Genomic DNA, 25,835 nt, shown 5'->3' with positions numbered 1-25,835 from the left:
AATTATTCATTTTCCAGCTTATTTCAATTTCCTTTCTTACCCTACATCAACTTTTTAAATATCCACATACCGTACATTTGTACCATAAATAATCACAGAAATGAAAACAGTATATCATAAAGCAGATTCAAGAGGTCATGCCAACCACGGATGGCTAAATTCTTACCATACATTCAGTTTTGCCAACTATCAAAACAGAGACAGAACAAACTTTGGTGTTTTAAGAGTATTGAACGATGATACCGTTTCTCAGGGAATGGGCTTCGGAACACACCCGCACAGGGATATGGAAATTATCTCAATTCCTTTGGAAGGAGATTTGGAACACAAAGATTCGATGGGAACTACAGCAGTAATCAAAAAAGGAGAAATCCAGGTGATGAGTGCAGGAACCGGTGTAATGCACAGCGAATACAATAAAAATAAGGATGAAGAGGTGAAATTCCTGCAGATCTGGGTTTTCCCAAAAGAGCAGAACGTTGAACCCCGATATGACCAGAAAAGCATTAAAGAAGGTGAAAAGATCAACGGATTTCAACAGATTTTATCCCCTGATAAAAATGATGACGGAGTTTGGATTCACCAGGATGCATGGTTCAACCTGGCCAACTTTACAAAAGGAAACGGCAAAAATTATATGCTCAACAAAAAAGGAAACGGAGTCTATGCATTTGTTTTAAAAGGAAGTGCAAAAATCGGAGACCGTGTTCTGAATGAAAGAGACGGATTGGGTATCTGGGATACACAAAGCTTTAATATCGAAGCAGTGGAAGACACTGAAGTATTATTAATGGAAGTCCCAATGGATCTGCCATCCTATCTTAAATAAAAAACTAAATTTGTAATCTTAAAAATAAACTTCATATATGAAAATTTTAGCAATAGCAGGAAGTAATTCAGAAGCTTCAATGAACAAACAGTTGGTAGCCTATGCATCAACATTATTTGAAAATGCAGAAGTAGAAGTGATTGATTTAAATCCTTTCGAAATGCCAATCTATAAGCACGAAAGAGAAGTAGCGGGAGGTGTTCCTCAGGAAGCTCATGATTTTGCAGCAAAAATAGATGGTGCCAATGTATTATTGGTTTCTTTAGGAGAGCACAACGGAACCTATTCTACAGCATTCAAAAATGTGTTCGACTGGGTATCGAGAATCAAAAACAGAACGGTTTGGAATGAAGTACCAATGCTATTGATGTCTACATCTCCGGGAGGCAGAGGTGGAGCGGGAGTTTTGGAAGCGGCATCAAAGCGTTTCCCTTCCCATGGAGGAAATGTGGTAGAAACTTTTTCACTGCCTTTCTTTAATGACAACTTTGACAAAGCAGCTCAGGAAATTTCTAATGAAGAGAAAAACAATGAGTTAAAAGAAAAAATCAAGAAGATTGCAGCCATTGAAACGATCCTTGAAAAATAGAATTTGAATATTCATTTAAAATTACTATTTTTGCAAAAAGAAAAGAGATGAAAATTCAGACCTCCTACAAACAATGTTTTTCTCATAAAGGGAAAGTTATGGGCTCTGAAATTCTGAGATAAAATAACGGCCGATAATCTGAAAAGATTGTCGGCTTTTTTGTTTTCTAAAATCGAGTATAAAAGTAATTGAAATATTAAAAGATTAAGAAGACACAAGACGTCAGATGCAAGACAATAAATCATCTGATATCTGAATCTGAAATCTAAAAATCTAAGCAGACATGAGCAACACTTACAAATCAGCAGGAGTAGACAAAGAAGAAGGATACAAAACGGTTGACAAGATCAAAAAAGCGGTCGGTGAAACCCACAATTCCAATGTTCTTAATCATTTGGGAAGTTTTGGAGCTTTCTATGAGATCGGTGGATACAAAAATCCGGTTCTTGTATCAGGAACAGATGGAGTAGGAACAAAGCTGAAGGTAGCTTTAGATACCAAAAAATATGATTCTATCGGTGTAGATTGTTTCGCAATGTGTGCCAATGATATCCTTTGTCACGGAGCAAAACCTTTATTCTTCCTGGATTATCTGGCTTGTGGAAAGCTTGATTCAGAAATTGCTGCTGAGATCGTTTTAGGAATGGTAGCCGCTTGTAAGGATAACAACTGTGCACTGATTGGTGGGGAGACTGCTGAAATGCCGGGAATGTACCAGCCTGGAGATTATGATGTTGCAGGATTCTGTGTAGGAATCGTAGAAAAAGATCAGATCATTGATGGTTCTAAGATTCAGGCAGGTAACAAAATCATTGCATTACCAAGCTCAGGATTCCATTCAAATGGATTCTCTTTAGTAAGAAAAGTATTCCCGAACTTCGAAGAAGAGTTTGAAGGAAAACCTTTATATGAAACCCTTTTAGTCCCTACAAGATTATACTATAAAGATATTCATAAAGTATTGGAAGAAGTGAAAGTAGAAGGAATTGCTCACATCACAGGAGGAGGTCTTTATGAAAACGTTCCAAGAATTATTCCTGAAGGACTTTGTGCTTCTATCGACGAATCAAAAATCAGAATTCCTAGTGTTATGCTTGAGCTTGAAAAGAGAGGTGAAGTGGCTCGTGAGGAAATGTATGGAACATTCAATATGGGAGTAGGGATGATCATCGTGGTCAATGCAGATCACGCTGAAAAAATATTACACCTTTTAGATGATGCCTACGAAATCGGAGAAATCACTGAAGGAGCAGAAAAAATTGATTTGAAATTTTAAATGACATCAGATTTCAGACCCTAGACATCAGACGGTAAGTCTGTCATCTTAAATCTGACATCTAACATCTGAATAATGAAGAACATCGTTGTACTTGTATCCGGTTCAGGAACCAATCTGCAGAGAATTATCGATACGATTGAAGCTGGAGAAATCCAGAATGCAAAAGTAACATTGGTAGTAGCAGACAGAGAATGTTTCGGACTGGAAAGAGCAAAGAATCACAATATAGAAAATATACTGATTCCAAGAGGAAAGAATTTCAGCAGTGAGTTGGCAAAAGTAATCCCTGAAAATACAGATCTTATTGTATTGGCAGGATTTTTATCCATCTTAAAATCTGAATTCTGTGAAAACTGGAATCGTAAAATAATCAATATTCATCCAGCTTTGCTTCCGAAATTCGGAGGAAAAGGAATGTGGGGAATGAACGTTCACAATGCCGTTATTGAAGCCAAAGAAGTAGAGAGTGGGGCAACGGTACATTTTGTGACACCGGGCATTGATGAAGGAGAAGCTATTCTTCAGAAATCTTTTGAAGTAACTGCTGACGATACTCCTGAAACATTGGCCCAGAAAGTTCACCAGATTGAATATGAAATATTCCCAATAGCGATCAATAAGGTCCTGGGAAATTAAAAATATAACAATGTATCAACGCAGAAGTGGATCATTGTTACATTAATAAAAAGAAATCTAAGTAAAATAAAAGTAAGTTCGGAGGTGAAAGACCCGGACACAGTTTGAAATAGCTGTAAAAAGTAAAAAATTGAAAGTAATGAGTAAAAAGAGAGTTTTAATCAGTGTTTCTGACAAAGGTGGATTAATAGAATTCGCGCAGTTTTTGGAAGCTCAGAACTATGAGTTGATCTCTACAGGAGGAACGTTCAAACATTTGAAAGACGCTGGTTTAAATCCAATTCAGATTGATGAGGTTACCAATTTTCCTGAAATGCTGGATGGTAGAGTGAAAACTTTACACCCAAAAGTTCACGGTGGATTGCTGGCTGTTCGTAACAACGAAGAGCACATGAAAACCGTTCAGGAACACGGAATTGGTCTGATTGACATGGTGATCGTAAACCTTTACCCTTTCTTTGAAAACGTGAACAAAGACATTTCTTTACACGAGAAAGTAGAGTTTATTGACATCGGTGGTCCGTCAATGCTTCGTTCTGCAGCCAAAAACTTCGACTCTGTTACCGTAATCACTGATGTAGAAGATTATGCCGCTGTAAAAATAGAAATGGAGCAAAACGGTGATACGTACATCGAAACACGTAAAAAACTTGCAGGGAAAGTATTCAACCTTACCTCTGCGTATGATGCTGCGATCTCCAGAATGCTTTTAGATGAAGAATATCCTACCTATCTGAATGCTTCTTACAAAAAAGTTGCTGACTTAAGATACGGAGAAAATCCTCATCAGACAGCAGCTTACTACGTTTCTACTTTCGAGAATGGAGCAATGAAAGATTTCGAACAGCTTGGAGGTAAAGAACTTTCTTTCAACAACCTTCGTGATATGGACCTTTGCTGGAAAGTAGTAACGGAATTCAAGGAAGAAATGGCGTGTTGTGCAGTAAAACACTCTACTCCTTGTGGAGTTGCTATTGGTACTTCAGCGCTGGAAACCTATCAAAAAACATTTGAATGTGATCCGGTTTCTATCTTTGGCGGAATTGTTGCAATGAACTATACAATTGATGCCGCAACAGCTGAGGAATTAAACAAAACATTCCTTGAGATTGTAATGGCTCCTGAGTTCGATGAAGAAGCTCTTGAAGTTTTAAGAAAAAAGAAAAACCTGAGAATCATCAAAATTGTAAATCCTGTTTCTGACAAACAGACCTGGGTGAAAGTAGATGGTGGTATCTTGGTTCAGGATAACGATCTTCACTTCTCTGATGATATCAAAGTAGTGACAGAAGTACAGCCTACAGAAGAGCAGAAGAAAGCATTACTTTTTTCTCAGAGAGTGGTAAAATATGTAAAGTCAAACGCTATTGTAGTTTCTAACGGAATTCAGGCATTTGGTATCGGTGGCGGACAGGTAAACAGAATCTGGGCGACTCAGCAGGCTATCGAAAGAGCAAAAGAAAAATTCTCTGGAGATTTGGTACTGGCTTCAGATGCATTTTTCCCTTTCCGTGATGTGGTAGATTTCTGCGCTCAGGAGGGCATCAAGGCTATTATTCAGCCAGGTGGAAGTGTAAAAGATCAGGATAGTGTAGAAGCTGCAAATGAGCACGGTATTCCAATGATGTTTACTGGTGTTAGACACTTTTTCCACTAATTAAAATAGAATTAAAAAATAATTAGGGATTGTTTTTTTAGCATTCAAAATTATATATTTGTAAAATAAGACTAGATAATAATATAAAGTATGAGAATATTAATCATAGGTGAAGGCGGTAGAGAATCTGCTTTAGCGGCAAAGCTTCAGAATGACTCAAGAATTTCTAAAATGTTTTTTGCCAACGGGAATGCTACTACCGATGTAATAGGGAAAAATGTTCATTTATCAGAAATCAAAGAACTTAGAGATTTCGCCATTAAAGAAAAGGTTGATCTTACGATCGTAGGCCCGGAAGCTCCTCTTGTAGCGGGCTTAAAGGACGAGTTTAAAAAACACGATCTTAAAGTTTTCGGACCTACCCAAAAAGTAGCAAGTCTGGAAGGAAGTAAAGCTTTCTCTAAGAAGTTTATGCAGACCTATGATATCAAAACAGCTAAAGCTGTGGTATTTGATTCATATAACGAAGCTAAAGAATATGTGCAGACACAGCAGTATCCTTTGGTAATCAAGGCAAGTGGTTTAGCAGGTGGAAAAGGTGTTGTGATCTGTGATACTTTGGAAGAAGCTGAAGCTACAATCCATGATTTCATGATCAGAAGAATTTATGGTGATGCTGGTATTCGTTTAGTTATTGAAGAATATTTACAAGGTTTTGAAGCTTCTATCATTGCTTTCTCTAACGGGGAGAAATTATTCCCATGTGTAGCAGCAAAAGATTATAAAAAAGCCGGAAACGGAGATACAGGGCCTAATACAGGAGGTATGGGTTCTATAGCACCAAGTCCGGAATTTACTCAGGAGCATTATGCAGATTTTGAGAAAAATATCTTAGAGCCTACTATTACAGGTCTTAAAGCTGAAGGTTTCGGATTTAAAGGAATCATCTTCTTCGGATTGATGGTAACGAAAAACGGCGCTTACCTTCTAGAATATAACATGAGATTCGGAGATCCTGAAACTCAGGTATTGATGGCGCTTATGGAAAACAATCTTCTTGATGTGATCCAGGACTGTATGGACGGAAAAGATATTGAACTTAAATTTAAAGACGAAAAAGCAGTTTGTCTTGTAATGTGTTCAGGAGGATATCCAAGAAATATTGAAATAGGTTTCGAAATTACAGGAGAAGAAAAGCTGAAACATAGTAAACTATTATACGCAGGAGCTATTAGCAAAGGAGATAAAGTAGTTTCCAATGGAGGTAGAGTTCTGAACATTGTAGCTACAGGAGCTACTTTCGAAGATGCCCGCAAAAAGGTTTATGAAGACGCAAGTCACGTACATTTCGATTATGGCTTCTACAGAGAAGACATCGGAAAGTTTTAATAAAAATCACGAAAAAAGATTTGGAGCTGTTCCAAGTCTTTTTTTGTAAAACAGTTAATATTATAAATAAGAGTTCAGATACTAGATTCCAGACTTCAGAACAAAATCTGAAATCTGATGTCTGAAATCTGAAATCTTTCAAACAAATCAATTATCAACAATGAACAACGGTATTATTATTTTAGATTTCGGATCTCAGTACAACCAGCTTATCGGAAGAAGAATCCGTGAGATGGGAGTATACTCGGAAATCTTACCTTACAATACACCATTACAAGATATTTTAGCAAAACAGCCAAAAGGAATTATCCTTTCCGGAGGACCAAGTTCTGTAAATGCAGACAATGCCCACCTGGTTGAAAAAGCATTATACGAGCAGGGAGTTCCTGTTCTGGGTATTTGCTACGGAATGCAGATGACGGCTCATCTTTTAGGAGGAAAAGTAAACAAAGGAGAAAAAGGAGAATACGGAAAAGCAAACCTTGAGATCATTAAAGAAAGTTCTTTATTGAAAGGAGTTACTCAGAATTCTGTAGTTTGGATGAGCCACTTCGATGAAGTAGGAGATTTGCCTGCAGGTTTTGAACTCAATGCAAAATCAGGCGTTATTGCTTCTATCTCTAACGAAGAGAGTAAAATCTACTGTGTCCAGTTCCACCCGGAAGTTTCTCATACAGAAGAAGGAGGGAAAATGCTTGAAAATTTCGTTTTCGGAATCTGTAATGCAGAGAAAAACTGGAAACTGACAAATTATATTGAAAAAACAGTTGAGGAAATCCGTGAGAAAGTAGGAAACAACAAAGTAATCCTTGGACTTTCCGGAGGGGTAGACTCTTCTGTAGCGGCAGTTTTGATCCACAAAGCGATTGGTGATCAGCTGACTTGTATCTTCGTAGATACGGGATTATTGAGAAAGAATGAAGGAGAAAAAGTAATGGGTCAGTATGGAGAGCACTTCCATATGAACATCAAAATGGTGGATGCTAAAGAAAGATTCCTTACCAAACTAGCTGGAGTAGACGATCCTGAAGCGAAGAGAAAAATCATTGGAAACGAATTTATCCATGTTTTTGATGAAGAATCTCACAAAATTGAAGGTGCTAAATTCCTTGCTCAAGGGACTATTTACCCTGACGTTATCGAAAGCCAGTCTGTCAACGGACCCTCTGCAGTAATCAAGTCTCACCACAACGTGGGAGGACTTCCTGAGGATATGGACTTCGAGTTATTAGAGCCATTAAGAGAGCTTTTCAAAGACGAAGTAAGAAGAGTAGGAGAAGAATTAGGAATTCCTCACCACATGGTATACAGACACCCTTTCCCAGGTCCTGGATTAGGAATCAGAGTATTGGGAGCTGTAGATGCTGAAAAAGTAAGAATCCTTCAGGAAGCTGATGATATTTTCATCGAAGAATTATACAAAAATGACCTTTACGAAAAAGTATCTCAGGCATTTGTAGTGCTGCTTCCGGTAAAATCTGTAGGAGTAATGGGAGACGAGAGAACTTACGAATACACCGCTGTAGTTCGTTCTGCCAACACCATCGACTTTATGACAGCCACATGGAGCAGACTTCCTTATGAGTTCTTAGATACTGTTTCCAGCAGAATCATCAACGAAGTAAGAGGAATCAATAGAGTAGCTTACGATATTTCAAGCAAACCACCTGCAACCATTGAGTGGGAATAATTTGCAAGACTCGTTTAAAATAAAAAAATCCTGTTTATATCTTTATAAACAGGATTTTTTGTCATAATATGTATAGACAATTTTTGAGGTTCTTAGATCCTTATTTTCAATATTTAAGTTAAAAATAGATAAAGATTGTTTATCTGTAGAATTATTATACATTTAGTGTCATAATTCTATTAAAACTTAATCTCCGGAAAATGAAAATAAAACATGTGCTAATAATGATCAGCCTGGGTTCAATACTGACCAGCTGTATGATTTCCCATAAAAATAAATCTTCTTCAGAAAATTATTCGTGGTTCCCGTTTTCGTGGTATTCTGCAAAAATTTCAGGGAAGAATTTTGATAAAGTGGCAATGCTTGTTCCTGTTAAAGTAAATGATTTAAATGCTGATTTTACCCTACAGTTTGATCTGGGAAGTGATGCAACACTGATCTACGGAAATGCAATAAATAGCTACTATACAGAAAGCGAAATAAAAAACTTTCTCATAGAAAGCTCTAAGTCTACAGATAATGGCGGGAAGACTGTATACAAGACAAAAGGATTGATCTATCAATTTGGGAAATTGTCTAAAGATAATTTGATGTATAAAGACAATTACGGAGAAAAAATCCCTAAAGACTCACTGTTTACCAAGAAGCCCAAACACATAGGAACTTTGGGCGCCGATGTATTTGAAAATAAAATATTAGTGATCGACTATCCAAATAAAAGAATGTGTGTCCTTGATTCATTAGATAGCCACTGGAGAAAAGTGGCAACATTTGTAGATGCTAAATCTAATAATGGCAGGTTACACATTCCACTCACTATTGCCAATAAAACCCACTGGTTCTTGTTTGATACAGGAGCAAGCTTATTTCCTATCAATACCAGCAAAGAATTGTGGACTTCATTGGTAGATCAAACCAGCAAAACAGACACTATTATTGCCAATTCATGGGGAGAAAAGGTTAAATTCTATGGACGCCCGATTAAAGAAAAAGTGTATCTGGGAAAAAGAAAACTGGAAAATGATTATGCCTGGTATAACGATAATAAGAGACTTCAGGAGTTTAATAAAGCTGAAAATGTAGATGGTTTAACAGGAAATGCTTTTTTTGTCAATAACATTGTTATACTGGACTTTAAGAATAAAAAATTCGGGGTAGTAAACTAATCCATTTGAATCCATTTTTTTATACAATCAAATGAAATAATTAAGCAGAAACAATTCACTATTGAATTTACTATATAAATCCCACCCAAACGGGTGGGATTTTGCTTTTAATTTGAAGAAAACAGGGGCTCAAAAGAATGATAATAGGTGTTTTCTTTCCAATTGAATTTCATACTTATTTCGTCATTATTTAGAAAGTCTCTCAACGAATAATCCTCATCCTGAAAATAAATTTCATCGATAGAATCATCTTCTTTATATTTAAATTGAATATTAGGAATGGTTTCGTTTTGGAATTCATCATCAAATACCGAAGGATTACCATAAAAATTTTTAAATTTATCATTTGTGAGGCCTGTTATTAAATCTATTGCGCATCCGGCTAATTTTCTATTTCTATCATCAAATACAAAAATACCTTTGCCAAACAGACTGCCATTACGATAAAATACAGACTCCCATTGAGCCTCTCCCTTATTGTTCTTTTCTTTATTATAATAAAATGTCCAAGGCTTACCAAACGACCCGATATCTGTATGATTGGTAATTACTTCCGGTACATTATCTTCCGGAGAGAGATAAACCTCACCTCCTAATTGTTCAATTTGTTGTGTTCTGTAGTTTTTTAAAAACCGTTCTATTTTTTTAAGCTCGTTAGTAGTAGAATCATAAGTCAAACAGTTGAATTCTGAAAGCTTATGCACCTGTTCTTTGAGTATTTCAATATTATTTTCATCAGTGTATTTTATGTAAGTACCCACTTCTATTATATTTTCTTAATTATTTTTCCTTAAATTTAAGTAAAATTATATCAAATGCAAATAGAAACGAGACCCCTGACTGTTCAGGATTATGATGAATTGGTTGTGACAATGAAAAGGGCGTATCCTCAGATGTCTGAATCTATCTGGTCTAAAAAAAGTATAGAAAAACTTACGAGAATATTTCCTAAAGGTCAGATTTGTATTACCGTAGATGGGAAGTTAGCTGCTGTAGCGCTGTCCATTATCGTGAATTATGACGAATTTGGGGACGATCATACCTATGTTGATATTACAGGAAATTATACATTCAACACCCATTTGTCAACAGGAAATGTATTATATGGAATAGAAGTTTTTGTTGATCCGGAATTTCGGGAGCTGCGTCTGGGAAGAAGATTGTATGATGCCAGAAAAGAATTGTGTGAGCTGCTCAATCTAAAATCAATTGTTCTGGGGGGAAGAATTCCGAACTATCATAAATATAGTGATGAACTTTCTCCAAGAGAATATATCCGAAGAGTGAGAGATAAGGAAATTTATGATCCTGTGTTGTCCTTCCAGCTTTCCAATAACTTTCTTCCCATAAAGATCCTGAAAAAATATCTTCCCGAAGATGAATCATCATTGGAAAATGCTGTTTTGCTGCAGTGGAACAATATCTATTACAGCAAAAAACCCAATACGATGCAAGATAGCATCATCCGCTTAGGACTGGTACAATGGCAGATGAGGCATTTTAAAAATATCGATGCTTTTTATGAGCAGGTAGAGTTCTTTGTTAATGTAATGGGAGACTATAAATCAGACTTTGTTCTTTTTCCGGAACTTTTCAATACTCCGCTTTTAGCACCCTTCAATAAGCTTTCAGAAAGAGACAGTATGATCGAGCTGGCTAAATTAAGCGAAGAAATAAAAAATAGAATTTCTGAACTGGCGATCAGTTATAATGTCAATATTATTTCGGGAAGTATGCCTGTTTTTGATCCTGATAATAATGATTTATATAATGTCAGCTACCTGCTGCACCGTGATGGGCGTATTGATGAATATAGAAAAATCCACATCACTCCGAACGAAAAAAAGTATTACGGAATGAAAGGAGGAAACGAGATCAAAGTTTTTGATACCGACTGCGGAAAAATAGGACTTGTGATCTGCTATGACGTAGAATTTCCGGAATTACCGAGAATTCTGGCCGATCAGGGGATGAAGATTCTTTTTGTTCCTTACCTTACAGATACCCAGAATGCTTATATCAGGGTGCGTCACTGTGCTGCCGCTAGAGCCATAGAAAATGAATGTTATGTGGCTATTGCGGGTTGTGTGGGTAACCTGCCGGGAGTAAACAATATGGACATTCAGTTCGGACAGGCTGCTGTATTTACCCCTTCGGATTTTGCCTTTCCTTCCAATGCGGTGAAAGGAGAAGCAACTCCGAATACAGAAATGACCCTGATTGTAGATGTGGATTTGAATCTGTTGAAAGACCTTCATCATAACGGCTCAGTTCAGGTGATGAAAGACCGCAGAAGAGACCTTTATGATACCTATCTTAAATAACAAAACAGAATGCATCTGCATTCTGTTTTTATTTTTACCTAAAATTTAATGGAGTATTTTATTAATACTCAAGAGGAATTGTACCAGGGCAAATTACATCAGGGCACATGAAATCTTGACATACTGGCCTTCCATCCGTAGGACAGCAATCATAAGTACAGTTTTTATTGGTACTGACCCCGTTTCCTGAAATTCCTTTTAATTGTTCTCTTGAAAGTTTGTTGTTACGTGAATTTTTCATTTGAATATTTTTTGATTAAGTATGGTGGTATACAATAAAAACCGAATTTTTTATCGCTTTTATTGTTACTTACCGAAGTAAATTACATGTACTGAGGACATACTACTGCAGGGCAGATCAGTCTTGGACATCTTGGTCTTCCATCTGTAGGGCAGCATTGGTTAGAGCAGTTTCCGATAATGATTCCGCTTCCTGCAATCCCTTTTAATTGTTCTCTTGAAAGTTTGTTGTTACGTAAATTTTTCATGTCTAATACTTTTGTTTTGTTTGTACGCCGTAAATATATATAATTATATTAAACTTTATCACTAATTGTTTATTTTTGTTATTATGGTTGTTTTTATTCTTTAAAATCCTGATTATATGTTGTTATTTTTTAATTTCTAAACATTTGGTTTTAGAAATAACATCATCAATATCATTATTTCCCAATTCTTTGCTCTTTAAAAGACTTTTGCAGGCTTTTTCTTTTTGCCCTGTGGATAATAAAACTTCTCCTTGATAGTAAAGAACAAGCGGATTGTCCGGATTGTATTCCAGAGCCTTTTCAAAATCCTGTAATGCAGCATCATATTTTTTTAATAAAGCATAGGCTGTTCCTCTGTATTCATAGCCTTTTTCTGATTTTTGTATAGCTAATGAAGTATTGAGGTCCTCAACAGCTTCAGCATATTTGTCCATACGCATTTTGACGTATCCCCGATTCAGATATCCTCTATAATTTTTTGGGAGCTTTTGTATAGAGATATCAGCATCAGTAAGAGCTTCACTATACATTCCCAGTTCAGCTTTAGAGGCACCTCGTTCACCATACAGTCTATAATCATCAGGCATTCTTTTCAATGCTATAGTATAGCTTTCTACCGCTTTGGCAAACTGATTGGTTAATGCATAATATTTTCCATAAAAAGTATAAACCTTCGTGTTTTGTGGGTCTAATTCAAGCACTTTATCAAAATCTTCTTTAGATTTTTGACCCTCATATAGAAAAAGATAGGACATTCCTCTATATAAATAAGAATCAAGAATATTCTCCTTGGCACTGATCGCTTTGTCAAAATAAGAGATAGCCTTTTGAAAATTTTGATTATCATATTCTCTATAACCTAAATCATAGTTGGATTGTCCGAAAAGGATATGAATATTCAAGAAACAGAGCAACATGAATAAAGCTTTTTTCATAGGGATGGTATAATAGTTTTCTGTTCTCTAATTTAATAAAAATAGGAACAATTTTTGGAGTAAATTGCACTTACTATTGAAACACTATGTTTGACAAGCAGCAAAGAAAACTGAAAAGATCCGCAAGACTGATTTCCGTATTGAGTAAATATGGATTTAAAGATATGCTGGCAAGGATGAATGGAGGGAATAAACAGGAAGAGGCTTCCGGTAATTCAGATGAAATTATTTCAAAAGGAACAGTGTATGAAAGGATAAGACTGGCTCTCGAAGAGTTGGGACCTACCTTTGTAAAGCTTGGTCAGACATTCAGCAGCAGAGAAGATCTTTTACCTCCGGAACTGATTCAGGAGCTGCAAAAACTTCAGGACAAAGTAGAAGTGGTAGACATGAATGTTGAAGAAGCACTAGAGAGTGAATTCAATATTTCCGTGAAAGATTATTTTCTGGAAATTCAGAAAGAACCTCTGGCTACAGCCTCCATTGCACAAGTCTATAAAGCCGTTTTGAAGGATGGAAGCCCTGTTATTTTAAAACTCAGAAAACCCGATGTTCAGTCTGTTATTGAAGACGATTTGCTGCTCATCAAAGATATTGAAAAACTGATTTCTACTTATTCGGAGATAGGAGAGAAGCTTAATATGAAACAGGCGATCTCCACTTTTGAAAGATCATTGCTGGAAGAAGTTTCTTTGACGAATGAGAGAAATAATATCCTTCAGTTTCGTCTGAATTTTAAGAATAATAAAGAAACCTACGTTCCTAAAGTCTACGAAGAATTTTCCAACAATAATATTCTTTGTATGGAATTTATTGATGGGATAAAGGTGACTGATAAATCTGTTCTTTTGGCGAATGGTATTGATCCTGTAAACGTTTCTGAAGCAGGATTGAGATTGTTTGTTTCCCAGATTTTAGACTACGGATTTTTTCATGCCGATCCTCATGCCGGAAATATTCTGGTAAAAAAAGACGGCAAAATAGTTTTCATTGATTTTGGGGCTGTAGGAAAAATTCAGCCTAATGATAAAGAAATTCTTGAAAATCTTATTATAAGTTTTGTCGCTAAAAACTCTCATAAAATAGTCCGTTACCTCAAGAAAATGGCGATAAGCTATGAAATTCCCGACGAGAGAAGGTTCGAAAATGATGTGGAAGATATTCTGAATTTTGTGCACAGCTCATCATTGCAGGAAATTAATGTTCAGGTGATGATCAACAAGATGAAGAATATTTTGAAAGACAACAGGCTTTATATGCCAGATTATTTCTATCTTTTATTCAAAGGAATTAGTCTGATAGAAGGAGTTGGAAGAAATATCAATCCTGACTTGGATATCGTTAAAAGTCTTCATCCCTATACAAAGAAGATATTCACCAGAAAAATAAGTCCTAAGAATCTTTTGAAAACAGGAATGGACAGGATGATGAATTTCACAGATAATGTGGATGAAATTCCGAAAGAGCTACGTTCTGTTCTCCAAAAGCTGGATGAAAATAAGTTTACCATTTCCAGTGAGATCAAGAATATTGATAAAACCAATCAGCTGATCAAATCCAGTGTGGTCAATCTGATTTTAGCCATGATTTTAGGCGCAAATATTATAGCGACAGCCATTGTTTTTTCCTCAGAATCCGGGCCGAGAATAGGTGAGCTATCTTTGGTGGCGGTATTAGGTTTTGTTTTTTCAGTGATTCTTGTTTTAATACTTTTGCTGAGAGTTACGAGGAAGTGATGAAAAAGCTAATGCTGAAAATGGATGTATTCCGATCCCGCATTTTACAATCAAAAAATAACAATGAAAACACTTATTATAACAGTCATTACCTTATTCAGCTCATATTGTTGGGCTCAGGAAGGAAAAGAGGAGAAAGTACAGGGCGATTTTGACGGAAACGGAACCAATGAATATGCCTATACGAAAGTCAGTGATTGTACTGATGAATGTGACGGAAAATGTGAAACCACTGTTTATTTCAGTGATAAAAAGATAAAACCGTTTACTGTTTCGCCGGCTTATGACGGAACTTTATACAACCTTGGAGATCTTAATGAGGATGGAAAAGATGAAATTGGAATCTATCCCGGATGGTGTACAAGCTGTTGGCGGGGATTTCTGGTGTATACATCAGGGAAATCGGGCTGGAAGCTTTTAATTCCTTCTATTTCCACCCATTGTAACCAGTGGGAAGAGGACAAATTTCCCATCAAAAAAGATCCGAAAAAGAAAGGATACGTTATCGTTACCTCAAGCAAATGGGAAGATGATGACATCAAAATCAAAAGTACCAGTGTTAAAGTGAATTAGAGAATAAAGTGGCTTGTTATTGTATTGATAGTTGCGTACAAAATACAATATTGATTCATTTTATAGGATCAGGAAATATTCTTTAGTTGGAATACCTATCACCTGCTATCTAATATCTGCTGCCTCTAATTTTCAACTTCTAATTAAATACCTATCTTTGCAAAATGGAAAAACTCACTTTTGCAGATTTTGACCTGCCGGTTAAAATTCTTGATGTTTTAGCGGATTTAGAATTATTTGAGCCTACACCCATTCAGGAGAAAAGCTTGAAGCCTATTCTTTCGGGGAGAGATGTGATGGGAATTGCACAGACGGGAACCGGGAAAACATTAGCTTATCTTTTACCCGTTCTTAAAGCTTGGAAATACAGCAAAACAGGGAATCCAACGGTTTTGGTACTTGTTCCTACAAGAGAATTGGTCGTACAGGTAACTGAAATTCTTGAGAAATTGACAGAAAATATTACTGCAAGAGTCATTGGAATATACGGAGGGAAAAATATCAATACTCAGAAACTGTTATTCAATAATGGTTGTGATATTTTGGTTGGAACTCCAGGAAGAGTGATGGACCTTTCCATAGATAATGCTATTTCTCTGAAAGAAGTTCAGAAACTGATCATTGACGAATTTGATGAGATGCTTAACTTAGGTTTCAGACCCCAGCTTACTCATATTTTTGAAATGATGAAGGCGAAGAGACAAAATATTCTTTTCTCTGCAACCATGACAGAAGCTGTAGATGAAATGTTGGATGTGTATTTTGCAAATCCTATAGAAATTTCATTGGCAAAATCTGGAACGCCGCTTGAAAAAATTGAACAGACTGCTTATAAAGTAGAAAACTTTAATACGAAGATCAATTTACTTGAACATTTGCTGAAGAACAATGCAGATATGTCTAAGGTGTTGATTTTTAATAATAATAAAAAACATGCTGACCTGCTCTTTACCAAAATTGATGAACTTTTCCCTGAGCAGTTTGATGTGATTCACTCGAACAAATCTCAGAATTACAGGCTGAAAGCGATGAAAAGTTTTGAAAATGAAGAGATCAGAGGTTTGATTACCACGGATGTAATGGCAAGAGGTCTTGATATTTCAAACATTACCCATGTAATCAACTTTGAAACGCCTGATATTCCGGAACAGTATATTCACAGAATCGGTAGAACAGGTAGAGCAGATAAAGAAGGAAAGGCAATTACTTTTGTAGCTAAAAAAGAAGAACCTTTGATTCTTGATATAGAGCTATTGATGGATAAAGAATTGAAGTTTAATGAATTCCCGGAAGACGTTAAAATCAATCCTAAAAAGATTGCTGCTGAAGAAGATCAGGTTGTTATGAAAAACCCTGTACAGGTAAAACTAAATGACGGAGGAGGAGCTTTCCACGAGAAGAAAAGTAAAAATACAAAAGAAAACTGGGGTGGTCCTTCCAAAAGAAAAACTCCTAAGAAATTCGGGGCCAACAGAGCTCAGCAGAAAGCAATATCGAAATCGAAAAGAAAGAAATAAGATAAAAAAACTCCCATTTTTTGGGAGTTTTTATTTTTCTAATCAAATTGGATCTTGTTGTTTTTTAAAATTTCCTTAAACTGATCTGTTTTGCCTTCCTCCTTCATACTTTTGTAGATATAGCCTATCATGGTTTCTGCATCAGATCGGTAAGGAGATTTCTGCTTAGTATAAATTGTGTAGGCTTTGCAGATATTATCGAGTCCCTTCTCATTATTTTTCAAATGAGTAAAATACACTTGTCCCATTCCATAATAAACCTCCGGATCACCTGGATATGCTTTGTCAAAATCATTATACGCATCAATAGCTTTCTGATATTCCTTCTTATAAACATACGTTATTGCGATATTCTGTAAAGGCATTTTACCTTTCGGATCAACAGCCAGTGACTGCTTATAAGCGTTAAGGGCCTTATCATATTCTCCAACTCTTCTATAACAGATTCCCAGATTATCCCATGCATAAATAAATTTTGGATCAATCTTTACAGCTTGTTCATAATTCAGAATTGCTTCCTTCCAGTTTTCCTGTTTGGATGCGCCAACGGCTTTCTGATAGAAATCAAGTGCAGTATTATTCTTTGAGAACTTGTCATAATCTGTTTCGGTGGTTTTGGTAGCTCTTTGTACACTTTCGCAGTTTCGCATCAGATAGCGCTCAAGTTCATTATAGCTGTCTTTGTACTGCTGTGAATCCTTGCTGGTATTAAAAGTTAGGTTAATCTGCTTTTTTCCATTCACTTCAGGGGCTTTTTCTGACTGTTTTTCTGCTCTTTTCAGAAGAGTTGATATCTGAAGTGCTCCTGCGTATTTATCAATACATTCATGAACATCTTTTAGGATATCTTCCTTCTTCCGGTTAGACAGACTAATAGAATCAGCACACTTACAGGCATTGTCTGAAAGTTCCTGAATAACTGTTTTTTCATTCGGTTTCTCCTGAGAAAATGAAAGAGAATACAATAAAACAAAGAATAAAATGGTTACTGGTTTTTTTATCATGGGTTGTAGTTTATTTCAGGTAAGGAGTAATTATCTTAGTCCAGATTTTATACCCCTCCGGTTTAAAATGAAGCATATCTTCCACAAAAATATCTTTTCTTACGTTTCCGTTAGCATCTTCCATTGCTTTAGTCACATCAATGAATGCGGCGTGAGGTTCTTTTTTCATAAAAGCAGCGATCTTTTTGTTGGCAGCTTTCATTTGTGGCCAGATCACTTCTCTGCTCGGCGAGTATTTGATCGAGATATAATCTACTTCAATAGCAGGAAATCGTTCACGTATTTTTTTATAAAAAGCTTTGTATCTGTCGACAACAACCTGTGCTTTTAACTGATGATTGTCTGCAAAATCATTTTCACCACAGTAAATAATGATCTGCTTAGGTTGATAAGGGGCTAAAAGATTATTCGCAAAATCATTAAGATCTGTAAGCCTTGATCCCCCGAATCCTCTATTGATAATCGTTTTGCCAGGGAAATAATCAGCGATGTCAGTCCATTTGGTGAATGATGAGCTCCCCAGAAATAAAATAGCATCCTTTTGTGGCGGGTTTTGCTGATCCTGTTTTTTGAATTCCTGAATGTCCTGCCAGAACATCGGCTTTTTTTCCTGAGAAAAGGCAATCGTAAAACACAGCAATAGAAATGCTGTAAGAATCTTCTTCATTATATTCAGTTTTAAATTTAGATATAAAAATAATAAAAAACTCCCGATTAACGGGAGTCTATGATTTATCTTTTGTAGGTAACGTAAGGAATGTCAGGAATTTTATCTCCATTCATATCAAAGATTCCTGATTGCTGAGCAAGTTTAAGATCTTTGCCTGTCAAGACCTCCACTTTGTAGTTGATTGATGCATCATCACCAAGTTTGATTCCTATAACCTTTGAATCAGCATCGTAGGTATATCTTCCTTCAGTTTTCGGAGCTGCAGTACAGTTGGCACCTTCTCCCGTATACGCTGTGTAGCTTACATAATAATCTGTTCTTAAGAAAAGAGTATTTTTGGTTGCACACCCTGTTAAAGTTTCAGTATAAAGCACTGTTTTATTATCTTTTCCGGAAATTACTTCCCTTTTAACTTCCTTCCAATCTCCCTTCATGATATCCATTTCGTATGCATCAAGATTGTCATCTTTACAAGAAGTAAGCGCTAGGGCAGAAAAGGCAAATAAAAGTAGCTGTTTTTTCATTTTCACAAATTTAAGAATATGCTAAAATATAAATAAATTTGAAATATCTATAATGAAATAACGACTTTTTAAACGAATGTTTGTAAATTGAATAATTCTGAACAGCGAATCACTATTTTTGAGCAGATTAAAGCAGTTAAAATATTAAAATTGATTTAAAGAAATAAAGCATTTTCAATACAACAACCAAAATAAAAAGAAGCGGACCATAGCCCGCTTACCATCTATTTTCATTCAATCCAGCTTCAGCCAAAGCTTAAAACGGGACATCATAACTTTAAAGTGAAACTTTGAATGTCTAGTAGCTCATCTCCACAATTTTATAAGCATCCTGCGGAGTCAGCTTTTTATACTCTCCAAGACCTACCCAATTTCTTTCTGTAAAGGCTTTTTCAACCTTTTCAGCCGTTCCGTTAAAGTCCTCTGTATATTCAGAAAGTTTGGTTTTAATGTGAAGACTGTGGAAGAATTCTTCCATTTTTTTGATTCCCAGTTCTGCTTTTTCTTCTACAGTTCCGTCCTTTATGCCCCAAACTCTCTCAGCATATTGTGCCAGTTTTCCTTTTTTATCTTCAAAATTGTAACGGTAGTGTGACGGAGCAATGATTGCCAGAGTTCTCGCATGATCGATACCAAAATAGGCAGTCAGTTCGTGACCCATTGCATGTACTGCCCAGTCTGTGATCACTCCTTTCTGGATCAATCCATTCAGAGCCATTGTACAGCACCACATAAAGTTTCCAGCAGCCTCATAATTGAAGTCATCGGCCAACACTTTAGGAGCTGTTTCCTGAAGACTGATCAGAATGCTTTCCGCAATTCTCTCCTGAAGGTCGGCAGAAGAAGGAGCTGTCATATATTGCTCTAATACGTGAGTGTACGCATCTGTAATTCCGTTAACGATTTGGTTTTTTGGAATGGACCTGATGACTTCCGGATCTAACACAGAAAATTGTGGGAAAAGTCCAGGACCCCCTGAAGACAGTTTTTCATTGGTTTCTCTCCTTGAGATTACATATCCTGAATTCATCTCAGAACCAGTTGCAGGAAGCGTCAAAATACTTCCAAAAGGCATTCCCTGCCCTTCAAATGTCCTTACCGGCATTTTCAGAATATCCCATGGCTCACCATCATAATGGGCTGCTGCAGAGATAAACTTGGTTCCGTCAATCACAGATCCTCCGCCTACAGCAAGAAGGTAAGTGATGCTTTTTTCTTTAATAAAGCTAAGGGCATTGATTAAGACTTCGTATTCTGGATTGGCAGGAACTCCGCCAAATTCATATACTTCATGATGTTTCAAAGCCTCTTTTACCTGGTCATATACTCCATTATTTTTGATGCTTCCACCACCGTAAATCATTAATATTCTTGCATCCTTAGGAATTTCTTTGGAAATTTTAGCGATTTCGCCTTTCCCGAAAAGTATTTTTGTAGGATTTTTAAACTCGAAATTAAGCATTGTTCTAAATTTATTTTAGTCAAATTTACGGAATGAAAAAGGAAAACTGAGTTAATGAAATTTTAAAATTGCTATTATTAAATTTTATGAAAACTATTGCCGTTAGCTGTTTAGAAGTATTGGTAATAGTTCTTTTTTATCCATTTATAAGCTCATTAAACTTCAGGAGAAAGAAAGGCTTTTGCCCTTTTTATAAAATCTTCCTTATCCCTTTTTATATCTTCCAGAAGCTTTTTCCGGTCATCAGGAATAGTCAGGTATTGATCTCCCCAAAGATTGATCTCCACAATTACAGGGATAAGGTCAACTCCTTTTTGAGTCAGGAAATACAGAATTTTCAATTTGCTGTCCGGATGGTCTTTCTTATCAATAATGCCATTGTCCAATAGATTTTGAAGCCTGGTAGCCAGGATGTTGGTGGCAATTTTTTCATCTGCTTTAAGAAAGTCTCCATAGGTACATTCTTTTTTCAGCATAAGATCTCTTATGATGAGCAGGGACCATTTGTCACCCCACATTTCCAGTGAACAGCTGATCGGACAGGTGGATCTTTTTTTACTCATTTTGTTAATGTTAAAATAATACTTGCAAAATAAAAGTGTTTGTGTTAATTTTACTTTTATTTTGCAAGTAAATTTAATCATAAAAAATTAATAAATCAAATGGATCATTATGACATTGCCGTAATAGGCTCAGGACCCGGAGGATATGTAGCAGCCATAAGAAGTGCACAGCTGGGATACAAAACAGTGATTATAGAGAAGTATGATACCTTGGGGGGAACATGTACCAATGTAGGCTGTATTCCAACCAAAGCTTTACTGGACAGCACCCATCATTATGCAGATGCACAGCATAAATTCAATGAGCATGGGATTAAGCTGGATACTATTGAACTGGATTTCTCACAAATGTACAGGAGAAAGGCAGATGTAGTCTCAAAGAATATCGGAGGTCTCGACTTTTTAATGAATAAAAATAAAATTACAAGGCTAACAGGAACAGCAGGATTTGTCAATAATTCTACTGTGAAAATTGTAAACGGATCTGAAGTAAAAGAGATTACTGCACAACATTATATCATTGCGACAGGTTCAAAACCTTCAAGTATTCCGGGAGTGGAAATTGATAAAAAAAGAATCATTACTTCCACGGAGGCATTGTCTTTACAAGAAAAACCGGAATCTATGGTAATTATTGGAGGAGGAGTAATCGGGGTAGAAATGGCTTCTATTTTCACCCGTATCGGAACAAAAGTGACCATTCTGGAATATGCAGACCATCTGATTGCTGCGATGGATCATGAACTGGGAAAAAATCTCCAGAAAATTCTTAAAAAAGAAGGAATTGATATTCGTCTTAATCAGGCTGTTTATAAAACAGAGAATACAGGTTCTGCAGCCAAAGTGTTTTTTAAAGATAAAAATCGGGAAGAAGGAGCGCTGGAAGCAGATTATATTTTGGTTGCAGTAGGAAGGAGTCCTTATGTAAAAGGTCTCGGTCTTGAAAATACAGATGTACAGCTTGATGAGAGAGGATTTATCAAAGTGAATGAAAATAATCAGACATCAGCCTCTAATATCTATGCTATCGGAGATGTTATTGGGGGAGCAATGCTGGCTCACAAAGCTGAAGAAGAGGGCGTTTTTGTAGCCGAAACCATTAACGGACAAAAACGCCACATCCATTACAACCGAATTCCTTCTGTAGTGTATACCTGGCCGGAAGTAGCTTCAGTAGGATATACTGAAGAATATTTGAAAAATAATAATATAGCCTATAATGTAGGGAAATTCCCATTTTCAGCCAGTGCAAGGGCCCGGGCTTCAATGGACATGGAAGGATTTGCCAAAGTTTTGGTAGATCCGAAATATGGTGAAGTGTTGGGGGTTCATATCATTGGAGCCAGAGCTGCTGACCTGATCGCCCAAGGTGTTATGGCCCAGGAATTTGAAGTGACTGCAGAAGATATGTTCCGTATTTCCTATGCCCATCCAACCTATTCTGAAACGTTGAAAGAAGCTTACCTGATTGCTTCTGGGCAGGGAGCGATTAATATATAAAAGAAGCAATATTAAAATTAAACCATTAAGATCTGTGAAGAAGTGAAGAATAATTAAGATCTATATCTGAAGGGGAAATAAAGAAGATCACTAAAAAATAGCTTTAGCTATTCCCTTAACTATTCTGTATCAGCTTAAAAAATCTTAATGGTTTAAAATATTAGGTTATCAATTTTATCACAGATAAAATCCTTACGCCTTAGCATTTTCAAAAAATCTATTACAAAGAAGAACAGTTCTCATCCTTCGCATAAATACCATTGCTTTTCGCTTCCAGTTTTCCGGTTTTTCTATTGATTTTAACTAAAAAAGATTCTTTCACAGCCGGGCAGCCTTTAGACTGCATAAGATACATCGAAATATGACGGTCTTCAATTTTATAGGCCCCAGTAAAGCGGTTACTGGTATCTACAGAATAACCATATGTTTTTGCCTGTAAAATAGCCTCAGGAAGGTTATCTACCGTTCCGATAAAATCTCTCAACTGTTGTTCATTAGAAAAATAAACAGATCTTTCATTTTTGCACGCCAGAATATATGAGAAACAGCTGTTTCCAATACATTTCTGGAAAAAACCTCTTTCAGGAACAGGTTCATTGATCGTCATAAAGTCGGGAGCCTGACTTTCATAGATCACTGCTTTTTCATAATCAATATCATTGCTGAAAACCCGCCAGTAAGCATAGTCTTTAGCTGGTATCATAAACGGATAGAGATAATCTACGGTATCAAGAATGTCAGGAATTTTTTTATAATCATCAGGAACCTTGATCTGGCTGTAAAGCAGATTGGAGAATATCAGAGAAAATGTGATGATTACTTTCATAGAGAATGTGTTTCCAGTGCAAATTTAAGAAAGAGAATTATTTGAATACAATTTTATAATATCCTTTTTCATCAGTTACATCAATACCTATGCCTGTAAATGTTAATTTATTGATTTGATAGCCATCACAACCTCCTTTAAATTCTGATGATTGTATTGAAAAATCAAAAGATTTAACATTGGAAGAGAAATTATATTTTTTTGTACCATTATAAGCACCTACGTTTTCCAAAATAACCATATTGTCGGATGTTTTGGATAATTGTACACTGGCATTATTTTCTTCCTGAATTGAATAGCTTGTCAATGTCCCGTTGGCAATCAGATTTTCATCATTAGAATCTACAAACTTAAAAAGGATGGGTAATGGTGCATTGTAACAATCTTTTTCACATGAGATGAACAGAAGTGTTATGAGTAAAAAAGTCAATATTTTTTTCATGGATTATGGATGGTGTGAAAAGTAAAATTAGTTATTAATGTTTTGTAATCAAAATTATAAAAACTTCATCGGATATCCCACAGCAATATTCCCACAGACAATTTTTTTAAGCTTAGACTCCATCAATTTTTTTGTAAGAGGTTTCAGGCGGTCGGTATATAAAATTCCCTGCGTGTGATCATATTCATGCTGGATAATTCTGGCTGTTAAACCCGTGAAGACTTTAGTATGCTTTATAAAATCCTGATCCAGGTATTCAATAGTAATTTCCCAGGGTCTCTTTACCTTTTGAGAAAGTCCGGGAATACTCAGACATCCTTCGTAATCTTCCCAGGTTTCTTCGGAAGTGTGGAGAATTTTTGCATTGATAAAAGTTTCTTTTATGCCTTTGTCATTTTTCTCAAAGTACAGGATTCGGTCTTCCGAATCAAAATTTTCAAAAGCCACTTGACTGTCAGCAATGAAAAGCTGTAAAGGTTTTCCGATTTGAGAGGAGGAAAGACCGCAGCCATTGGCGTTTTCCATGGTATCCCACATATCGGCTATCAATGTCTGTAGGTCAGGAGTGTTTTCTTCAATCTGCAGACATTTCTGCTTTAAAATGCGGTTTCCATAGGCGAGAATAGATAAATTCATTGTCGTATTTTTCAGCAAAGTTCAGCAGAAGAGAAAGGATATACAATGAACCTATGTTAATTAATCTGTCTGCGGATTCTGCTTAAAGCCTGCGGTGTAATTCCGATGTAGGAAGCAATATATTTTAAAGGAACCCGCCTCAACATTTCCGGTTGTTCTGTAAATAACTTCAGATAGCGTTCTTTCGCAGTAAGTTTCAGTAAAGAAAGCTCTCTTTTGCTTTTGGCCAGAAACAGTTTTTCAGAAGCAAAACGTCCCAAATGATTCCCTACATTAGTCTGGCTGTAGATCTTCTGCAGATCATCATAGGAAATCTGCCATACCACAGTCTCTGTCAGAGCTTGCATTTCGTACTCAGAAGGAGTTTGGGTAAGAAAAGAATCATAGGCACAGCTGAATTCTTTTTCAAAACTAAAACTGAAGGTATAGCCATAATCATCATCAGGAATATAAAATCTTACCAATCCGGACTCTATAAAAGATAAGTAATTCTCTGTATCACCCTGCTGAGTAAAAATTTCATTCTTAGCAAAAACTTTTCTGTGAAAATGTCCTGCTATAAATGCCCATTCCGATTCCTGCAGCTTGACGATCTGTTCGTAATATTCTCTGATATAGCCCATTGAGTTGAATTATCTTACAAAGTTAACGAAATTAAACCTGCAGAAACAGTCTTTTAGAAGATTAGTTGATCATATGTTCCACAAACGGAACAATTCGGCCATTTTCAATTTTACCTTTGATATAAACCGAATCACCATTTTTAAAAACATATTCTTTCACCAGCAGATTGGTTAAACCATAGGGTTCAAGAAATGAGTTGACCCATGGGTGCTGATTTTTTAAGAGAGAGATCTTGTGATTTTCTGTTGGTCTATAATTTTTTAAATAATAAGATGTTTTGTCATTGGTGGAGTAAGTATCCTGTGTGAAATGTTCTGCACCACTTATATTATCTGCGATACATAGTTTAAAATCAATAGGATATAATTGACCATTGACTGAAAGCTGAGTCCTTTTAGGATACTTTGCAATGACGCTGTAATCAAACTTTTCATAAATTTCCGATGGACGTTTGGTCATTTTATAAGTACTATAATTAACATAACCAACACGAAGAAAATAGAAGGCAGCCTCTTTTCCTGACATAGGGGATATGATTGTTTTATCAGTATAGATTTTACATTTCAGAACCGGTAAAGCAGCAATCGAATCTAATTGTTCATTATAATCATCAACAGCCTGCTGCATGGAATGTAGAGTATTAGAAACGAAAAATAAAAAACCTATTATTGAAGAAATAACAATCAAAAAAAACAAACCAAATACCACTAAGATGACCTTCAGTCCCTTTTTATTGACCTTATTTCCATTTGTTTTGATATTCACATCGGCATTGAAGTTGAATTTGATCATGGTAAGTTTTTAAAAGGAAGCCAAAACTAATCAATTTTCCCGAA

At 36.1% G+C, this 25,835-nt stretch carries 27 protein-coding genes; 13 read left to right on the top strand and 14 right to left on the bottom strand.

Going from position 1 to position 25,835, the window contains the following annotated elements; all coding sequences use genetic code 11:
- Positions 1 to 100 precede the first annotated feature (100 nt).
- The 8 genes from AC07UM_RS03430 (at position 101) to AC07UM_RS03395 (ending at position 9,175) form a co-directional block, all read left to right on the top strand.
- Positions 101 to 829, top strand: coding sequence for a pirin family protein (locus AC07UM_RS03430; RefSeq protein ID WP_494682470.1), 729 nt, complete (start codon positions 101 to 103; stop codon positions 827 to 829).
- A 37-nt stretch (positions 830 to 866) separates the two neighbouring features.
- Entirely contained in the window at positions 867 to 1,418 is a 552-nt protein-coding gene (locus tag AC07UM_RS03425; protein WP_124536204.1) for an NADPH-dependent FMN reductase, read from the top strand.
- 283 nt (positions 1,419 to 1,701) lie between these two features.
- Positions 1,702 to 2,694, top strand: coding sequence for a phosphoribosylformylglycinamidine cyclo-ligase (purM, locus tag AC07UM_RS03420; protein WP_494682471.1), 993 nt, complete (start codon positions 1,702 to 1,704; stop codon positions 2,692 to 2,694).
- Between the two features lie 75 nt (positions 2,695 to 2,769).
- Positions 2,770 to 3,333, top strand: coding sequence for a phosphoribosylglycinamide formyltransferase (gene purN / locus AC07UM_RS03415; protein WP_494682472.1), 564 nt, complete (start codon positions 2,770 to 2,772; stop codon positions 3,331 to 3,333).
- A gap of 139 nt (positions 3,334 to 3,472) precedes the next feature.
- Positions 3,473 to 4,990: a bifunctional phosphoribosylaminoimidazolecarboxamide formyltransferase/IMP cyclohydrolase gene (gene purH / locus AC07UM_RS03410; RefSeq protein WP_494682473.1), complete on the top strand. Its 1,518-nt coding sequence runs from the start codon at positions 3,473 to 3,475 to the stop codon at positions 4,988 to 4,990.
- A 90-nt stretch (positions 4,991 to 5,080) separates the two neighbouring features.
- Positions 5,081 to 6,319, top strand: coding sequence for a phosphoribosylamine--glycine ligase (gene purD, locus AC07UM_RS03405; RefSeq protein ID WP_494682474.1), 1,239 nt, complete (start codon positions 5,081 to 5,083; stop codon positions 6,317 to 6,319).
- Between the two features lie 160 nt (positions 6,320 to 6,479).
- Complete coding sequence (gene guaA / locus AC07UM_RS03400) at positions 6,480 to 8,009, top strand: glutamine-hydrolyzing GMP synthase (protein WP_494682475.1); 1,530 nt, start codon at positions 6,480 to 6,482, stop codon at positions 8,007 to 8,009.
- 200 nt (positions 8,010 to 8,209) lie between these two features.
- Positions 8,210 to 9,175 (top strand): hypothetical protein, encoded by a 966-nt coding sequence (locus AC07UM_RS03395; protein ID WP_494682476.1) that lies wholly within the window; start codon positions 8,210 to 8,212, stop codon positions 9,173 to 9,175.
- Between the two features lie 107 nt (positions 9,176 to 9,282).
- Here the strand turns inward: AC07UM_RS03395 and AC07UM_RS03390 are convergent, their stop codons facing one another.
- A complete protein-coding gene (locus AC07UM_RS03390) occupies positions 9,283 to 9,936 on the bottom strand; it encodes a hypothetical protein (RefSeq protein ID WP_494682477.1) in 654 nt (217 codons plus the stop codon).
- 54 nt (positions 9,937 to 9,990) lie between these two features.
- Between AC07UM_RS03390 and AC07UM_RS03385 the strand changes: the two genes are divergently transcribed.
- Positions 9,991 to 11,499: a carbon-nitrogen hydrolase family protein gene (locus tag AC07UM_RS03385; protein ID WP_494682478.1), complete on the top strand. Its 1,509-nt coding sequence runs from the start codon at positions 9,991 to 9,993 to the stop codon at positions 11,497 to 11,499.
- Positions 11,500 to 11,560: 61 nt separating this feature from the next.
- Here AC07UM_RS03385 and AC07UM_RS03380 read toward each other — a convergent pair whose 3' ends face one another.
- The 3 genes from AC07UM_RS03380 to AC07UM_RS03370 all read right to left on the bottom strand — a co-directional run bounded on the left by AC07UM_RS03380 (position 11,561) and on the right by AC07UM_RS03370 (position 12,904).
- Positions 11,561 to 11,740: a hypothetical protein gene (locus AC07UM_RS03380; protein WP_494682479.1), complete on the bottom strand. Its 180-nt coding sequence runs from the start codon at positions 11,738 to 11,740 to the stop codon at positions 11,561 to 11,563.
- Between the two features lie 82 nt (positions 11,741 to 11,822).
- Positions 11,823 to 11,987, bottom strand: a complete 165-nt coding sequence (locus AC07UM_RS03375; RefSeq protein WP_165835285.1) for a hypothetical protein — start codon at positions 11,985 to 11,987, stop codon at positions 11,823 to 11,825.
- Between the two features lie 122 nt (positions 11,988 to 12,109).
- Positions 12,110 to 12,904, bottom strand: a complete 795-nt coding sequence (locus AC07UM_RS03370) for a tetratricopeptide repeat protein (protein ID WP_494682480.1) — start codon at positions 12,902 to 12,904, stop codon at positions 12,110 to 12,112.
- Between the two features lie 104 nt (positions 12,905 to 13,008).
- Between AC07UM_RS03370 and AC07UM_RS03365 the strand changes: the two genes are divergently transcribed.
- The 3 genes from AC07UM_RS03365 (at position 13,009) to AC07UM_RS03355 (ending at position 16,748) form a co-directional block, all read left to right on the top strand.
- On the top strand, positions 13,009 to 14,658 hold the full coding sequence (locus AC07UM_RS03365) for an ABC1 kinase family protein (protein WP_494682481.1): 1,650 nt from the start codon (positions 13,009 to 13,011) through the stop codon (positions 14,656 to 14,658).
- 63 nt (positions 14,659 to 14,721) lie between these two features.
- Complete coding sequence (locus AC07UM_RS03360; RefSeq protein WP_494682482.1) at positions 14,722 to 15,231, top strand: hypothetical protein; 510 nt, start codon at positions 14,722 to 14,724, stop codon at positions 15,229 to 15,231.
- Positions 15,232 to 15,395: 164 nt separating this feature from the next.
- Positions 15,396 to 16,748 (top strand): DEAD/DEAH box helicase, encoded by a 1,353-nt coding sequence (locus AC07UM_RS03355; protein WP_494682483.1) that lies wholly within the window; start codon positions 15,396 to 15,398, stop codon positions 16,746 to 16,748.
- A gap of 38 nt (positions 16,749 to 16,786) precedes the next feature.
- Here AC07UM_RS03355 and AC07UM_RS03350 read toward each other — a convergent pair whose 3' ends face one another.
- The 5 genes from AC07UM_RS03350 to AC07UM_RS03330 all read right to left on the bottom strand — a co-directional run bounded on the left by AC07UM_RS03350 (position 16,787) and on the right by AC07UM_RS03330 (position 20,971).
- On the bottom strand, positions 16,787 to 17,752 hold the full coding sequence (locus tag AC07UM_RS03350; RefSeq protein WP_494682484.1) for a tetratricopeptide repeat protein: 966 nt from the start codon (positions 17,750 to 17,752) through the stop codon (positions 16,787 to 16,789).
- A gap of 10 nt (positions 17,753 to 17,762) precedes the next feature.
- Positions 17,763 to 18,419 carry a GDSL-type esterase/lipase family protein gene (locus tag AC07UM_RS03345; protein WP_494682485.1) on the bottom strand — a complete coding sequence of 219 codons (657 nt, stop codon included), beginning with the start codon at positions 18,417 to 18,419 and terminating at the stop codon, positions 17,763 to 17,765.
- 65 nt (positions 18,420 to 18,484) lie between these two features.
- Entirely contained in the window at positions 18,485 to 18,946 is a 462-nt protein-coding gene (locus AC07UM_RS03340) for a lipocalin-like domain-containing protein (RefSeq protein ID WP_494682486.1), read from the bottom strand.
- A gap of 298 nt (positions 18,947 to 19,244) precedes the next feature.
- Complete coding sequence (locus AC07UM_RS03335; protein WP_494682487.1) at positions 19,245 to 20,408, bottom strand: iron-containing alcohol dehydrogenase; 1,164 nt, start codon at positions 20,406 to 20,408, stop codon at positions 19,245 to 19,247.
- Between the two features lie 155 nt (positions 20,409 to 20,563).
- On the bottom strand, positions 20,564 to 20,971 hold the full coding sequence (locus tag AC07UM_RS03330) for a winged helix-turn-helix transcriptional regulator (RefSeq protein ID WP_494682488.1): 408 nt from the start codon (positions 20,969 to 20,971) through the stop codon (positions 20,564 to 20,566).
- Between the two features lie 99 nt (positions 20,972 to 21,070).
- Between AC07UM_RS03330 and lpdA the strand changes: the two genes are divergently transcribed.
- The gene (gene lpdA, locus AC07UM_RS03325) at positions 21,071 to 22,471 is read left to right on the top strand and encodes a dihydrolipoyl dehydrogenase (protein ID WP_494682489.1); all 1,401 of its coding nucleotides are present in this window, start codon (positions 21,071 to 21,073) and stop codon (positions 22,469 to 22,471) included.
- A gap of 220 nt (positions 22,472 to 22,691) precedes the next feature.
- Here the strand turns inward: lpdA and AC07UM_RS03320 are convergent, their stop codons facing one another.
- The 5 genes from AC07UM_RS03320 to AC07UM_RS03300 all read right to left on the bottom strand — a co-directional run bounded on the left by AC07UM_RS03320 (position 22,692) and on the right by AC07UM_RS03300 (position 25,791).
- Positions 22,692 to 23,297, bottom strand: a complete 606-nt coding sequence (locus tag AC07UM_RS03320) for a hypothetical protein (RefSeq protein WP_494682490.1) — start codon at positions 23,295 to 23,297, stop codon at positions 22,692 to 22,694.
- Between the two features lie 37 nt (positions 23,298 to 23,334).
- The gene (locus AC07UM_RS03315; protein WP_494682491.1) at positions 23,335 to 23,739 is read right to left on the bottom strand and encodes a hypothetical protein; all 405 of its coding nucleotides are present in this window, start codon (positions 23,737 to 23,739) and stop codon (positions 23,335 to 23,337) included.
- 54 nt (positions 23,740 to 23,793) lie between these two features.
- Positions 23,794 to 24,375, bottom strand: a complete 582-nt coding sequence (gene def, locus AC07UM_RS03310; protein ID WP_494682492.1) for a peptide deformylase — start codon at positions 24,373 to 24,375, stop codon at positions 23,794 to 23,796.
- A gap of 56 nt (positions 24,376 to 24,431) precedes the next feature.
- On the bottom strand, positions 24,432 to 24,998 hold the full coding sequence (locus tag AC07UM_RS03305; RefSeq protein WP_494682493.1) for a Crp/Fnr family transcriptional regulator: 567 nt from the start codon (positions 24,996 to 24,998) through the stop codon (positions 24,432 to 24,434).
- A gap of 61 nt (positions 24,999 to 25,059) precedes the next feature.
- Positions 25,060 to 25,791 carry a hypothetical protein gene (locus tag AC07UM_RS03300; RefSeq protein ID WP_494682494.1) on the bottom strand — a complete coding sequence of 244 codons (732 nt, stop codon included), beginning with the start codon at positions 25,789 to 25,791 and terminating at the stop codon, positions 25,060 to 25,062.
- Between the last annotated feature and the right edge of the window lie 44 nt (positions 25,792 to 25,835).

This window comes from Chryseobacterium sp. GW821-FHT04C04 (assembly GCF_059420365.1).
Note: the sequence above shows the minus strand (reverse complement) of the source record. Positions and strands in the feature narration are given on the sequence as shown.